Annotated in this window: 5 protein-coding genes; 1 reads left to right on the top strand and 4 read right to left on the bottom strand. The window is 67.8% G+C overall.

Going from position 1 to position 15,057, the window contains the following annotated elements; translation table 11 throughout:
- Window positions 1–3: 3 nt before the first annotated feature.
- The 3 genes from QHF89_RS29935 to QHF89_RS29925 all read right to left on the bottom strand — a co-directional run bounded on the left by QHF89_RS29935 (window position 4) and on the right by QHF89_RS29925 (window position 12,044).
- Window positions 4–2,781 carry a MopE-related protein gene (locus tag QHF89_RS29935; protein ID WP_136971108.1) on the bottom strand — a complete coding sequence of 926 codons (2,778 nt, stop codon included), beginning with the start codon at window positions 2,779–2,781 and terminating at the stop codon, window positions 4–6.
- Window positions 2,781–6,773, bottom strand: a complete 3,993-nt coding sequence (locus tag QHF89_RS29930; RefSeq protein ID WP_136971107.1) for a MopE-related protein — start codon at window positions 6,771–6,773, stop codon at window positions 2,781–2,783. The genes QHF89_RS29935 and QHF89_RS29930 overlap by 1 nt, the downstream gene beginning before the upstream one ends.
- A 1,329-nt stretch (window positions 6,774–8,102) precedes the next feature.
- A complete protein-coding gene (locus QHF89_RS29925) occupies window positions 8,103–12,044 on the bottom strand; it encodes a MopE-related protein (protein WP_136971106.1) in 3,942 nt (1,313 codons plus the stop codon).
- 343 nt (window positions 12,045–12,387) lie between these two features.
- On the opposite strand from QHF89_RS29925, the gene QHF89_RS29920 reads away from it, so the two are divergent.
- A complete protein-coding gene (locus tag QHF89_RS29920) occupies window positions 12,388–13,605 on the top strand; it encodes a helix-turn-helix transcriptional regulator (RefSeq protein ID WP_284721100.1) in 1,218 nt (405 codons plus the stop codon).
- A gap of 61 nt (window positions 13,606–13,666) precedes the next feature.
- Here QHF89_RS29920 and QHF89_RS29915 read toward each other — a convergent pair whose 3' ends face one another.
- Entirely contained in the window at window positions 13,667–15,049 is a 1,383-nt protein-coding gene (locus tag QHF89_RS29915) for a KamA family radical SAM protein (RefSeq protein WP_136971105.1), read from the bottom strand.
- Between the last annotated feature and the right edge of the window lie 8 nt (window positions 15,050–15,057).

Raw genomic sequence — 15,057 nt, 5'->3', positions numbered from 1 at the left:
GGTTCAGCCGGGGTTCGAGGCGAAGCAGCAGCGGAAGCCGGTGTCGAAGAACTGGAAGTTCTGATCGACCGTGTAGAAGGTGAAGTCCGACTGGGCGCCGGACTCGGCCTGCGTGTTGAAGGCGCCGCCGAGCAGCGGGTACGTGTTCGTCGCGGACTTCGTGATCTCGCGAAGGTTACCCGTCATGTCGTAGAGCCGGGCATTGGTTTGTCCGGTCCAATCGACCCAGCAGTTCTGGAGGCTCGAGGACCCGGTGACGAGCAGGCCGTCCTGGTCGTTGGCCTCCGGGCTGAAGTCGTACGACAAGCCGAGGTTGCAGAACTTGGTGCCCGCAACGAACCCGGTCTTGCACGCGGAGAGTGGCGCGTACCCCCAGAGGCAAGCATCCGGCGTCCAGCGCGCGGCAGCCTGCCAATCGGCGGTGGAGCAGACGGTGCCGCCGGCGGCGGCGCAGACCTGCTCGACCTCACGCGGGGTGACGTTGAACCAGGGGATCTTGTTCTGCACGGAGCAAGCCGGGGTCTTGTCGATCGTGGACCCCGTGGGCGCGCTGCTCCAGAAGCCATTGCCGGTGCCGGGGACGACGGCGGTGGCATTGGGGCGGCTGGCCTCGAACTGCATGATCCACTTGTTTTGCGAGCCGATCTTGGTGACGGCAGGCTTGACGTAGAAGGTCGCGTTGCCGCCCTTGTTGCTGTAGGGCTCGTCGGCGATGCCGTCGCAATCGTTGTCGAGGCCGTCGCACTTCTCCTCGCAACCGCCGGGCAAGCTGGCGCAGTTCGCCGGGGTGGCGCTGCACTTGACGGCCATGGTGCCGTCACACTCGTAGGTGCCGGGCATGCGGCAGGCGCCGTGTCCGGGCGGCGGCAGGGCATCGTCGGAGTTGCAGGGCTTGTTCCAGTTGGCGACGTTCTCGTTCTGGACACCGTCGCAATCGTTGTCGAGCAAGTCGCAGAGCTCGGGGGTGCCGGTGCAGTAGTTCGGCGCTTGCCCGGTGCAGACGCCGGCCGGGAAGGTGCATTTCCAGGCGCCCATCACGCAGGCGACAGTGACGCCGGTGGTGCACTCGGCCTTCGTTGCGGAGGGGCTGACGCCGCAGACCTGGTTGGGCGCGGGGGCAATGACGTTCTCGTCGATCAGGCCGTCGCAATCGTCGTCGAGGCCGTTGCAAGTCTCCTGCGCCGAGATGAAGTCGCAGTCGTACTCGCACTTCTGATCGTTGTTGAGGTCGTAATAACCCGGCTCGCAGCCCTTGAACTGGCAAGCTCCCGAGGTGCAGGCCCATGTGGAGTGGACCGAGCCCGTGTAGCAGCTATTGCCGCACGCGCCGCAGTTGTTGACGTCGGTCTGCTTGTCGGGCTGGTTCGTCAGCGCGCCGTCGCAGTTCGCGTCGATGTTGCAGCCGTCCTGCGCGCCCGGCGTCGGGGTGACGGAGTTCTGGCAGACGATGGCGCCGCCGACGCAGGCCTTCGTGCCGGCTTTGCAGGGCGTGGTGGAGCCCGCGGGCGGGTTCAGCGGCACGTTGCAAGCGCCGTTGACGTCTGCCGGCGGGCTTCCGTTGGTCTTGTCGATCTGGCCGTCGCAATCGTTGTCCTCGCCGTCGCACATCTCCGGCTTGGGATCGATGTTGCCGATGCAGACGAGCGTGCCGTTCTGGCATTGCTGCGTGCCGTAGGCGCAGGGGAAGATGTTGCTGATGCCGCAGGCCTTGCCAGCGTCGGTGGGGCTCTCGTCGACGATGCCGTCGCAATCGTCGTCGAGGCTGTTGCAGAGCTCGGGGTTCTGGTTCTCGACGAGGACGTTGGGCCCGGCGCAGACGATCTTGTGGCCTTGGCAGATGGTCTTGCCGAGGTGCGCGGGCGTGGCGCACACGCCGTTGGGATCGCCGTAACAATCGACGCCGAGCTGGGCGTCACCCGAGAGGTCGTCCGCGTCGTCGATCTTGCCGTCGCAGTCGTTGTCGAGGCTGTCGCCGCAGATCTCGACGCCGCCGTTCGTGATGTTGCACTGGTACTCGCAGCCCGTGGCGTAGGAGCCGTCGAGATCCCAGAACCCAGGCTCACACGACTGGATCTTGCATTGCGTGTTGCTGTCGTTGCACGCCTGCCCGGGCTCGGTGCTGCTCTCGCAGACCGGGGTGCCGTGGAGGACGACGCAGGTGCGCCCGCACTTGCCGCAATCGGTGGTGCTGGTGCAGAGGTCGACGTCCTCGTCCTTGAGGCCGTCGCAGTCGTCGTCCTTGTTGTTGCAGAGCGAGTCGTTCGCGCCGCCGGCGACGCAGTAGTACTCGCAGCCCGGCGATGACGGATCGAGATCGTAATAATCGGGCGCGCACTGGCCGGTGCAGGTGCCCGGGGTCTTGCCGGGATCCGCGCTCGGGGTGCAGCCGATGGTGTCGGGGTCGGTGTTGAGCAGGATCTGGTAGCAATTGTTGGCGCAGGTGCCGCAGGCCTCCGGCGTACTCCAATCGGACACGTCGTCGACCGTGCCATTGCAGTCGTCGTCCTTGCCGTTGCACTCCTCGACGCCGCTGTCGGACGGCACGCAGGTGCCGCCGCCGCCGCCGCCCTCGCCGGCCGTGCCGCCCGTGCCGCCGCAGCCGAAGAGGCATCCACCTTCACCGCCGGCGCCGCCGGTGCCGGTGGAGGTCGAGGTGCCCGTGGCCGAGCCGCTGTCGCAATCGCTGAAGCAAAACGCTTGGGTGGTGCAGCCCGCGGAACCCGCGGCGAGGGTGAGCCCCGCCGCGGCCACGAGCCATCCGAGTTTGGAAGAGAAGGTCATCACGCAACCTCCACGTTGCGCGCCGAACGACGGCGGCGAACGAAGGCCAAGGGCAAACCGAGGAGCGCGAGCCAGCCAGCCGACGACCGAGAATCGCCCGCTGCGGAGCAAGAGCAACCGCCGCCGCCCGTCGCGAGGCCCCACGCGCCGTTGTCGGGCGTGCCGGCCGATCCGCCCGAGCCGGGGCCCGCGGCACCCATGCCGCCGTCGCCGGCCGAGCCGCCCGTGCCACCGCCACCCGCGCCACCCGCGCCGCCCGTGCCGCCCATCGGCTCGACGCATTCACCGCGGTTGCAAGCGACGCCCGGCGGGCAATCGTTCTGGCAAACCTGCCCCTGGGGGCAAACCACACCTTCGCAGGGGCAATTGCCGCAGGCGCCCGTCACCGGGTTGCAGCAGCCGCCGCTCGCGCAGGCGCCGGCGCACTGGTTCTGGACGCACGTCGGCGGGGTCTGGGCGAGGTCGCAGTATTGATCGGGGCCGCAATTCGGGCTGCAGGCCTCGACGCACGTGCCGGCCTGGCAGACCTGGCCCGCCGGGCAATCCACGTTCGCGCAGGTCGCGACGCACGTGAACGTAGTGAAATCGGCGCTCGGCTTGCAGATCTGATCGGCCGGGCAGCTATCTGGCTGGCACGGGTTGTTCACGCACGAGCCGAGGTTGCAGACCTTGTTGCAGCCGGTGCAAGGCACGTTGTAGCAGTTGTCCACCACGCACTTGCCGGCGTTCGGCCCTTCGTTCGCGCAGACCTGGCCGGCGCCGCAGCTCACGCCGTCGCACGGATCCTTGCAGCCTGCCTGGCCCTTGCAGACGCACACGGGCGGCTTGTTGCAATTCGCGTCGGCCGGCGTATCGGCGGGCGCGCAGAGCACGTTCCCGTTCGCGTCCTTGACCGTCTTCAGCTCGCAATCGGCGCAGGGCTCCGACACGCAGTAGAAGCCGAGGCTCTCACCCGTCGAGCTCTCCGTCACCTGCTGGCATTGCTGGCCGGGCGGGCACGGATACTCCTTGCCGGGATTGCACGCGCTCGCGCACTGGCACACGCCCGCGCTCCCCTTCACGCACTCCTTGCCGGTGCTGCACAGCGGGATGCCGTTGTTGGGGTTGTCGTTCTGGCCGTCGCAGTCGTTGTCGGAGCAATCGCAGACCTCGAGGACCGGCGTGACCTCGCCCGTGCAGACGAACCCGCCGTTCACGCAGCCGTACGCGCCCTGCTTGCACTCGCCCGTCTCCACGCCGCAGGCCTGACCGATGCTGCCGACCGGCATGGGTTGCGGGTTCATCGAGCCGTCGACGCCGTCAGGTCCGGGGCCGCTCTCGTCGACCTTGCCGTCACAGTCGTTGTCGATGCCGTCGCAGATTTCGGGCTGCGGGGCGTAACCGCCGAGGCACTCCACGCCGGCCGCGCCGTTGCAGAGGAACTCACCCGGCGTGCAAGGGAGGGCGCTACGATCGCCCGGATAGAGCGTCGTGTCGTACGTCGGGACGCACGGCCCGCCCGAGGGGATGCCGTTGTCGTTCGCGCCGTCGCAATCGTTGTCCTTGCCGTCGCAGATCTCGGACACCGGGCCGACGTCGTTCGCGCAATCGAGCACGCCCGCGGTGCAGACGAGCGTGCCCGTCTTGCATTCGCCCTGATTGGAGCCGCACGTCGTGCCGACCTGCGGGAGGCTGCCGTCGTCGAGCATGCCATTGCAGTTGTTGTCGAGCCCGTCGCAGACCTCCGGGCTCGGGGCCTTCGGGTTCGAGCAGACCCACTTCTGCGTGCCCTGACAGACGAGCTTGCCCGTGTTGCACGGCGCCGTGAGCGTGCCCGTGCCCGCGCAGGTCGCACCGGTCGGCGGACACCACGTGAGATTGCCGAACGTGCAGCAATTGCCCGGCTCGGTCCAGCAGCCGTTGTTGGCGCCGGTCGGCGCGTCCGCGAGCGGCGTCTCGTCGACCGATCCGTCGCAATCGTTGTCCTTGCCGTCGCAGACCTCGGGGCCCGGCTGCACGCCGCCCTGGCAGACGAGCGCGCCATTGACGCAGGCCGTGAGGCCGGTCGTGCACGGCGCCTGGTTGTTGCCGCAGGGCGTTCCGACGCCGAAGGGGCTCTCGTCGACCGTGCCGTCGCAATCGTTGTCGATGCCGTCGCAGATCTCCGCGCTCGGCCCGATGAAGCCCTGGCACGTGCCATTGCAGGGCTGCGTGCCCCGCTTGCACTGGCTGTTCGCGCCGTAGTTCAGGTTCGACGGCGTGCCGACGGGCACGCACGGCTGGGCCGGCACGCCTTCGTCGACGGTGCCGTCACAGTCGTTGTCCTGGTTGTCGCAGGTCTCGGTCTGCGGGTTGTTCGTGCAGGCGTTGAACCCGCCGCCGCTCGCCACGCAAGCGCCGGGGAGCGCCACGGGCTGCGCCGCTTTGCACGTCAGTACGCCGGCGCAGTTCGCCGGGCTCGGCTGGCCGCAGGTCGCGCTCGGCGCGCCGTTGTCGGCGATGCCGTCGCAGTCGTTGTCGCAGCCGTCGCAGACTTCAGGCGACGGGACACACGGCATGACGCAAACGCCGCCCTCGTCGGTTTGTCCGTCGCAATCGTCGTCCTGGCTGTTGCAAGTTTCCGGCTTGGGACAATGCGCGGGATTGCCGCATTTATTCACGCCCTCGTCGACCGTGTTTGCAGCGTCGCCGTCGAACGCGGGCCCCGGATCGCAGTTGTTGTCGAGGTTGTCGCAGCTCTCCTTGGGGTTGTAGCAGAGCCAGGTTTCCGGCTGGGTCGCCTGCGTGGGCGTCGTGCAGGGCAGCTTCGTCAGGTCGCCGCCCGGGTTCGCCATGGTGATCGTGCTCTGGTAGTTCGAGAGGCACGTCGTGCGCTGGGCCGGCGTCGCCCACGCGCAGCAGTTCTGGTCCCGGTTGCAGTAATGGGCGAAGCCTTCGTCCGTGCAGCCGTTGCAGTTGTTGTCCGCGTTGTCGCAGGTCTCGGGCTTGATGGCGGAGGCGATGATGGTCGAGAGCGCTTGCGAGAGCTGCGTTTCATTCGTCGCCGGGGTCGATGTGCCCGTGCCGCCGGCCGCCGCGAGCGCGGCGTTGGCCGCAGCCGAGGTGCCGAAGTCGATGACGTGCGTCTTGACCGACCAGTGGATCCCACCGCGCGTGAAGCCAGCGAGGAGATCCGCGGCCGCGTCCAGCGCGTCGTCAGACTGGTCGCAGGTCTCGATACCGTCCGTGACGAGGATCGCGTTGATGACGCGACAGCCACGCTCGCCGAACAGGGAGATCGGCGACTGGAACTCCGGCACGCCCGTGATGGGTCTCGCCCAGGAATCCGAGAGGTAGCGGTAGGCGTCGCGAAGGATGCCGTTCAACGGCGTTTCACCCGCCGGCCAAAGCTCGTAGCTGAGCTGCCGCGTCGGGTGCATCGAGCAGTCGTTGTCGACCCATTTGAGGAGCTCGGGGATGTTCGAGTCCTCGAGCGGCGGCGCGTAGAAGTTGTCGAGCTGCATGGGCACCAGGATCTCGGCGCCGCGTCGATCTTCGGAGTTCGTCTGCGACGTCGGCTCGAGTCCGCAGCCGCCGGAGGGGTTGCCTCCGCCGAGATAGCTCTGCCATGTGCAGTTGCCGACGCCGGTCGAGCCACAGGCCGCGACGCAACCCGTGGCCGTGCCGCGCTGGAACCCGGCGAGCCCGAAGTTCACCTGCCCGCCGAATGCGAAGAACATCTTCCGCAGGGCGCATTTGGCGTGGCTGATGCGGGTCGACCCGAAGCCACACGAGTCCGGTGTCGCGACGGTGCCCGTCATCGACCCCGAGGTGTCGATCAGCATCATGAAGTACGGCTTCGCGGACGAAGGCCAGTCCTTCGGATCAGCGCTCAGGCACGCAGCCGGCTCCACGGCGGAGGCGGGCGGCGCCACGAGCGACGAAGCAGCCACGAGGGCCGCACCAGAAAGGACCGACGCGATACCAAACTTGCGACGGCCGATGCCACGGAAGGGGAAGAGGGTCCTGTTCATGTTCTCGTGATCCAGTCCTCGGGGGACCTCGTCATGCCGCGACGAGCGCCGGGCCGAAGGAAAGTAGGAACGGGAAGAACGCGGATTTTGCAAAGCAGAGGTTTGTTTCGACGCACGGGTTTCCACACCACGCCTGGTGGCGGTGGCTGGACGAGAGACCGCTCGATCCAAGACCGCCGAGGAAGATGATGCTCGTTCACCCTACAAGAGTTCGTGCAAGGCGTAAACTCTCTTGATCGGGATGGGCGAGGGGGCGTTTTCTGTATTGATTTCGGCAGGATAGGCCGCGTGATGCCCCGGGGTGGGCTCCGTGCGGGTCGGAGGCGGAGTCCCCGGGGAAGCGAGTGTCGATGCGCTGGCGGCTTAGACCTGGCCCTTCCGGTGATCGGTGGGGCCGAGCGAGTCATGCCTCGTCACCGACTGTGAGCTACGGCCCTTCGGTTGAACTCTGCCCGTGGGCCGACACGCCGCGCGTACGGGGAGCGCTGGTCAGGTGATATCAGATGCCGCAGAGACCGTTGATACACGAAAGGCCATCGCAGCACTCATCGGTGTTCGCGCACGGTCTCTGCCAGTCCGCGCAGCAAATATTGTTCGGGCCCTCGGGGTAGCCATTGCAACAGCCCGACTCGTATGTGCTCGGGTACCCGTTCGGAATGCAACATTGGCCGTAATCACGACCAGGGACCGATTTTCTGCAGATCATATTGTATCCCGGACAGCAGTCGCCATCGTTCAAGCAGAGTCCGTCGCCCGGCATTGCGCACTGACAGGTCCCGTCAACACAGAAGCCCCATCCGGTACAGCAGTGTTCTTGATCGCCGCACGGGTCACCAACGTCCTGGCAGCAGGCTCCTGATTTGCACTCCCCTTCGCAGCAATCATCTGCATCGCTGCACGGAGAGAAAACGAGGTTGCATGTCGCACACAGACCGTCTTTGCAGGTACCACTACAGCACCTCTCGTCCTCCGGACCACTGCTCGTGCACGTCTGACCATTGGCGTAACAACACGAGGAGCCGTTGCAGACTCCTGCACAGCAATCGCTGGTCTGCGTACATGGGTCGTGAATGACACTGCAGAGAAGTTGCTCGGCGCTGGCGATGTCCTGGTCACTCTCGGGAGCAGATACCGGCGCGCTGTCACAAGCCGTGGCGACGGTTGCGCAAATCATGGTGTGTCCCTTGGTGCTGCGTGGCCTACAATCTGTCCGTACTTAGGCAGCGTACGGATTGCAAGCATGCAGCAGGGACGCAACGCCCTGTGACGATGGAGGGAGCCGCGGCGAGGGCGAGCCCCGCCGCGGTCACGAGTCATGGGAGGGTGGGATCAGGCTGCCTTCGTGCTGCGCGTCGAGCGACGCCGGCGAAGGAACGCCAAGGGCAAACCGAGGAGCGCGAGCCAGCCAGTCGACGAGCGAGCATCACCCGCCGCAGAGCACGAGCAGCCGCCGCCGCCCGTCGCGAGGCCCCAAGCGCCCTTGTCGGGGCCGCCGGCCGTGCCGCCGACGCCGGTCGTACTGCCGCCGCCGCCCGCGCCCGGACCGCCGCCGCCCGCGCCGCCCGCGCCCGAGCTCGTGCTCGAGCCCGTGCCGCCCATGGGATCGACGCACTGGCCGCCATTACAAACCTGACCGCTCGGGCAAAGGACGCCCTCGCACGGACAGTTGCCACAAGCGCCCGTGAGCGGGTCGCAGCAGCCGCCGTTCGCGCAGGCCCCGGTGCACTTGTTTTGCACGCACACGGGCGGGGTCTGGCTCGTGTCGCAGGCCTCACCCCCGTCGCACGCAGGATCGCAGGTCGGGACGCACGCGCCGTCCTTGCAGGCCGTGCCGGCCGCGCAATCGACGCCCGCGCAGGTCGAGACGCACGAGAACGTGGTGAAATCGGCGCTCGGCTTGCAAACCTCGTCGGGCGGGCAAGCGCCGGGCACGCACGGGTTGTCGACGCAGGAGCCGAGGTTGCACGCCTTGTTGCAGCCGGGGCAAGGCACGTTGTAGCAGGTGTCCACCACGCACTTGCCGAGGCTTTGCCCGGTGTTCGCGCAGACCTGGCCGCTCGGGCAGCTCACGCCGTCGCAAGGATCCTTGCAGCCCTCCTGGCCCTTGCAGACGCACACGGGCGGCTTGTTGCAATTCGCGTCGGCCGGCGTATCGGCAGGCGCGCAGATCACGTGGCCGGCCGCGTCCTTGATCGTCTTCACCGAGCAATCGCCGCAATTGTCGGGGACGCAATAGAACCCGAGCGTTTCGCCAGTCCCGCTCTTCGTGACGTCCTCGCACTTCTGCCCAGGCGGGCAGGGGAATTCGCCGCCCTTGCAAGGCGAGGCGCACGCGCAGGAGCTGCCGCTCTTCACGCACTCCTTGCCCGCGCTGCAGAGCTTCGTCTTGCCCGGATCCTGCTCGTCCGTCATGCCATCGCAGTCGTTGTCGACGCAATCGCAGGACTCGTCCGTGGCCTCCATGCCGCCGATGCACGTGAGCTGGCCATTGACGCAGCCAATCTTGCCCTCGGCGCAGACGCCGACATTCAAGCCACAAGGATCGCCGACGTTTATGGCCGGCGGCGGGGCGGGGTTCGCCGAGCCGTCGATGCCGTCCGGTCCGGGGCCGCTCTCGTCGACCTTGCCGTCGCAATCGTTGTCGAGGCCGTCGCAGACCTCGGGCGAGGGGCCGATGCCGCCCATGCACGCCGAGCCGCCCAGCCCGTCGCATTGATAGACGCCCGGCTGGCACGGCCCCGCGCTGCGATCGCCGGGGTAGAGCGTGGTGTCGTACGCGACGGTGCACGCGCCGCCGGCCTGGATGCCGTTGTCGATCGTGCCGTCGCAGTCGTTGTCCTTGCCGTCGCAGAGCTCCTGCGTGGGGCCGATGTCGCCCACGCAATCGAGCACGCCGGCCGCGCACGCGAGCGCGCCGATCTGGCACTCGCCCGTGTCGCTGCCGCAGGGCTGTCCGACCTGGGCGATGCTCCCGTCGTCGACCATGCCGTTGCAATCGTTGTCGAGGCCGTCGCACGCCTCGGGCTCGGGGGCCTTCGGCGTCGCGCACACCCACTTCTGCAGGCCCTGGCAGACGAGCTTGCCGGTGTTGCAGGGCGCCGTGAGCGTGCCCGTGCCGTTGCAAGTCCCGCCGGGCGGCGGGCACCACGTGAGGTTCCCGAACGTGCAGCAATTGCCGGGGTTCGTCCAGCAGCCGTTCGTGCCGGCGGCCGGCGCGTCGGCGAGCGGCGTCTCGTCGATCGAGCCGTCGCAATCGTTGTCCTTGCCGTCGCAGACCTCGGCCTGGGGTTGCGTGCCGCCCTGGCAGACGAGCGCGCCGTTGACGCACGCCGTGAGGCCCGTCGTGCAAGGCGCCTGGTTCACGCCGCACGGCGTGTTCACGCCGAACGGGCTCTCGTCGACGGTGCCGTCGCAGTCGTTGTCGATGCCGTCGCAGATCTCGGCGCTCGGCCCGACGAAGCCCGAGCAGACGCTCGATCCGCAGGGCTGCAAGCCTTTCTTGCACTGGCTGTTCGGGCCGTAGTTCAGGTTCGACGGCGTGCCGACGGGCACGCACTCGAGCGGCGCGACGCCGTCGTCGATCGTGCCGTCGCAGTCGTTGTCGATGCCGTCGCACGTCTCGGTCAACGGGTTGTTCTGGCAGGTATTGTACCCACCGCTCGGCACGCAGGTGCCGATGGGCACGGCCTGCGGCGGCTTGCACGAGAGCGTGCCGACGCAGTTTTGCGGGGTCGTGAGGCCGCAGGCGATCGCGGGGATGCCGTTGTCCGCGATGCCGTCGCAGTCGTTGTCGCAACCGTCGCAGACCTCGGGCGAGGGCTTGCACGTGCAGGAGGCGCCGAGGCCCTCGTCGATGAGGCCGTCGCAGTCGTCGTCCTGGCCGTTGCAGGTCTCGGCGACGGGGCAGTGCAGGGGGTTGCCGCACTTGAAGACGCCCTCGTCGACCGTGTTCGGCGGGTCGCCGTCGATCGTGGCCTCGGGATCGCAGTTGTTGTCGACGCCGTCGCAGGTCTCCTTCGGGTTGAAGCAGAGCCAGCTCGTCGGATCTTGCTGCTGGGCCGCCGTCGTGCACGGCAGCTTCGTGAGATCACCGTCGGGATCGGCCGCGGAGATCGTGCCCTGGTACGTCGAGAGGCAGGTCGCGCGCTGGGCCGGCGTCGCCCAGGTGCAGCAGCTTTGCCCCTTGTTGCAGTAGTGGACGAAGCCCTCGTCGGTGCAGCCGTTGCAGTTGTCGTCGGCGTTGTTGCAGCTCTCGGGCTTGATCGAGCTGGCGATGATGTTCGCGAAGGCCTGGCTGAGCGAGGCCTCGTTCGTTGCGGTTTGCGCCGCGCTCGTACCTCCGGAGGCCGCGATCTGGTTGGCTTGCGAGCCGACCTGGCCGAAGTCGATGACGTACGTCTTGATGCTCCAGGCGATGCCGCCCTTCGTGAAGCCTGTGAGCAAATCCGCCGCGGCGTCTTTCGCGTCGTCGACGGTATCGCAATTCTCGCCGCCGTCGGTCACGAGGATGACGTTGACCGAACGACAGGGCCGCTCCCCCTGCGCGAGGCTCCCGAGCGGCGAGGGGTGCACGAGGCCCGGCGTCACGGGGCTCGCCCAGCCTTCGGAGAAGTACCGGTAAGCGCTGCGCAGCATGCCGTTCAGCGGCGTGTTGCCCTGCGCGAAGAGCTCCTTCTGATCCGAGCAGTCATTGTCGACCCACTTGAGGAGCTCGCCGATGTTCGAAGGATTCGACGGCGGGCTATAATAGTTGTCGACGAGCAGCGGGACGACGATGTTCGCGCCGTCGCGGCAGCCGGAGTTCGGCTGGGCCACGGGCGGGTTGCCGCACTCCGCGGGCTCCGTGCCGCACCCCGGGATGGGGGTGTAGTTCGGGTAGTCGCTGTGAAGGCAGGCCTCGGGCGTACACGCCGCGTCACAGGCCTTCTGGATCTTCGCGAAGGTCGCGAGCCCGAAATTCGCCTGCCCCGCGAACGCCTGGAAGGTGTTTTTCATGGCGCAACGGCCATGCCCGAGGCGGTCGTTCACGTAGCCGCACGAGTTCGCGGCGCCCGCGACCGCGGACGTCATCGATCCGGACGTGTCGAACATCACCATGAAATAGGGCTTCGACGGCGCCGGCCATGCCGCAGGATCAAACGACAAACACGCCGCCGGCTCCGCGAGCGCGGGGCTCGCGGCTGCGACCGCCGCGGCCGCGAGGCCGAGCGCCGCCCCGACCTTCACCTGCACCACGCGTTGCCCAAGAAGTGTACGAACCCTGGTGAACATCGTGTCCTGTCCCCGCTGACCCGCGTCGGGCGTGTCCCGCGCTTCCCCCAAGGCAGGGGTGAACCGCAGAGCACGTACGCACGCCAGCGGTCCATGGTCGCACGCAAGCTCGCGATCCAGCAAGGCGCGAGTTTCCCAAGTTCAGAAGACAGCCGTTCGGCATGGTGCCCCACGGCCGTCAAGCCCTCGACGCGAAAGCTCGCGCCTCGGCCCCGAACCGGGGTCATGCACCCGGACGAACCCGGAAAACCCGCCCGAAGAGGCCCGCGCAAGCGAAGCCTGTGGGAGACCCACGAACGCGCTTTCCCGCAGGCGCGCGTTGCGATACACGAAGGTGCGTACCGTGGGATCCGGCACTTCGAGCACTGGACGCGATGCACTCTCCTCCGCGCGCCGCGCCGCGCCCGCCGCGCTCGCCGGCTCGGGCCGCGCCGCGGCCTCCGAAGCGAGGGCGCCCCAAGCGAGCCCGCAAGGCGCTTCGTCGTCCGCTGCGTCCACGCGCCCCCGAGGCCGGCCGAAAGGCCCGTTCACGCAGCACCGGCGCCTCGACACGTTGCGCGCGCTCTTGCAGCGGCACCCGAAGGGCCTGACGATCTACGAGCTCGCCCGCGAGCTCGACGTGACGCCGCGATCGATGCGCCGCTACCTCGCGGAGGTGCGGCGGGATCTCGATCTCGTCTCGACCACGAGCAAGCCGGGCGGGACGCGGCTCTGGCGCCTCGCCCCCGGGGAAGCACCCCGGCGCGTCGAGGTCCGCCGCACGCAGGCGTATGCGCTGCTCGCCGCGCGGCGCCTGTTCGAGCCGATGCGCGGCTCGACGCTCTACGAGGAGATCGACCTCGCGGCGCAGCAGCTCCTCGGCGTCGCGCGCCGCCCTGGCCGCGGACCGAACGCGGGCGTGGCTGACGCGCGGCTCGAAGAGCGCTTCCTCTACCTGCCGTTCGCGCCGAAGGACTACGCGGCGCACACGGAGGCGCTCGACGATCTCTTCCAGGCGGTCGCCGATCTACGGCCGCTCCAGTGCCGGTATCGGCGCGCGAAGGACGGGCGCGAGGACAAGGTCGTCATCCATCCCTACGCGATGGTGCTCTACAAGGACGCGATCTACTGCGTCGGCTTGCACGCCGGCCGCGGCGAGATCCGCACGTTCTTGCTCGACCGCATGCGCGACACGGAGTGCGCGACGACGGAGCGCTTCGACTTGCCCGCGGACTTCCGGGTCGAGGACTACTTCCAGGGCACGTTCGGCATCTGGTCGGGCGGCGCGTCGACGCACGTGGTGATCGACTTCAGCGCGAAGGTCGCCGACTTCGTACGGACCCGCAAGGTGCACCCGTCGCAGGTGATCGAGGAGCTGCAAGGCGGGGGCGTGCGCTTGTCGCTCGACATCGGCGACATGACGGAGCTGACCTCGTGGGTCCTCGGCTTCGGCGAGACGGCGCGTGTGCTCGAGCCCCCGGATCTCGTGGTGCGTGTGAAGAAGGAGCTCGAGCAGGCGGTGGCGAACTACGAGGCCGATCCGGAGGACCGGCCGAAGGTCAAGAAGAGCCGCTCGTCGTAGCCAAAAGGGCTCTGCCCGGTTCGTCCGAGCAGAGCCCTTCGTGCTCACGCTGCTGCGTCGATCATGAGATCGCGCGCATCGCCTCGTCGATCATCACCTGATGCTCGCGCGGGTCGGCCCAGCGGGCGCGCCCCTCGTCCGGCAGCCGATCGACCGGATCGAAGTACAGGTACTTCTGGCCGGGCTTGACGCTCGGGCTCTCGAAGATGCTGATGCCCGTGGTGCGATCGTAGAACTCGTACGAGTGCACGTCGCGCTTGCCGCCGCCGCCGGGGGCGTCGACGACCACGGTCGGCGTGTTGAACCCTGCGGTCGAGCCACGCACGTGCGTCTCGATGAGCTCCCCCGTGGCCACGGTCGTGCGTAGATCCTCGGCGCCCTTCACGAGGTCGTGCACGTACACGTAATAGGGCTGCACGTTGAGGTGGCCGAGGCGCTTGACGAGCAGCTTCATCGTCTCCGGGTCGTCGTTGACGCCGCGGATGAGCACGCTCTGGTTGCGCACGCGGAGCCCACGCTCGAAGAGCTTCTGCATGGCGTCGCGCGTGATGCCCGTGATCTCGTTCGGGTTGTTGAAGTGCGTGTGGACCGCGACCTCCTTGTGCAGCTTGCGGCCGAGGTCGGAGATGTACGTGACGGCGTCGATCCACTCGTTATCCGTCAGGATCTTCTGCGGCATCACGGCCGGGCCCTTCGTGGCCAGGCGGATGCGGCGGATGTTCGTCATGCCGAGCAGCGTCTCGCCAATCGAGCGAATCTGCTCGGGCCGCAGGTTGTACGCGTCGCCGCCCGAGACCACGATGTCCTCGAGCTCGGGCCGCGAGGAGATGTACGTGTACGCGGCCCGCCAGCGATCCTCGTCGACCTTGAAGTGGGTCTTCTCGACCTCCTCGGTGTCGATGCCGACGGCATAACTCCGCGTGCAGAAGCGGCAGTAGACCGGGCAGGTATCGAGCGGGAGGAAGAGGGCCTTGTCGATGTAGCGGTGCGTGAGCCCCGGGACGGGCGCGTCCGCGCGCTCGTGCAGCGAGTCGAGCCCGAGCTTCGGGTGATCCGGCAAGAAGCGCGATTTCAGCGGGATGAACTGGGTGCGCAGCGGATCCCGATAGGGGTCATTCCAGTCGATGAGCGAAAGGAGGTACGGCGAGACGCGCACGCTCATCGGCGCGCGGGCGAAGCCCTCGGTCGCGTCCTTGATGAACTCCTCGGAGACGAGATCACGCAGGGCTTCGAGCAGTTTGTCGGGCCGGGTGATCGATTTCTTCGACTGCCAGCGATGATCGAGGAATTGCTCCTCGGTGACGTCGGCATAGGCGGGAATCCTCCGCCAGTCCGGCGCTTCCTTGAAGTTCTTGTACTCGAGCCGCGCCGGCTCGACCGGGGGCTTGAGCGGTACGATTTCGTAGGTGCGTTTGCTGAGCTCGACGAGGCTTTGGGCAGTCATGGTTCGCC

It is taken from the genome of Polyangium sorediatum, from assembly GCF_029946465.1.
GTDB lineage: Bacteria > Myxococcota_A > Polyangia > Polyangiales > Polyangiaceae > Polyangium > Polyangium fumosum.
This window is presented reverse-complemented; position numbering and strand designations above follow the sequence as displayed.

Bases quoted from the DNA above. Each gene is read 5' to 3' on its own strand.
- QHF89_RS29930 (WP_136971107.1), bottom strand. From the start codon at position 6,773: ATGAACAGGACCCTCTTCCCCTTCCGTGGCATCGGCCGTCGCAAGTTT.
- QHF89_RS29915 (WP_136971105.1), bottom strand. From the start codon at position 15,049: ATGACTGCCCAAAGCCTCGTCGAGCTCAGCAAACGCACCTACGAAATC.
- QHF89_RS29925 (WP_136971106.1), bottom strand. From the start codon at position 12,044: ATGTTCACCAGGGTTCGTACACTTCTTGGGCAACGCGTGGTGCAGGTG.
- QHF89_RS29935 (WP_136971108.1), bottom strand. From the start codon at position 2,781: ATGACCTTCTCTTCCAAACTCGGATGGCTCGTGGCCGCGGCGGGGCTC.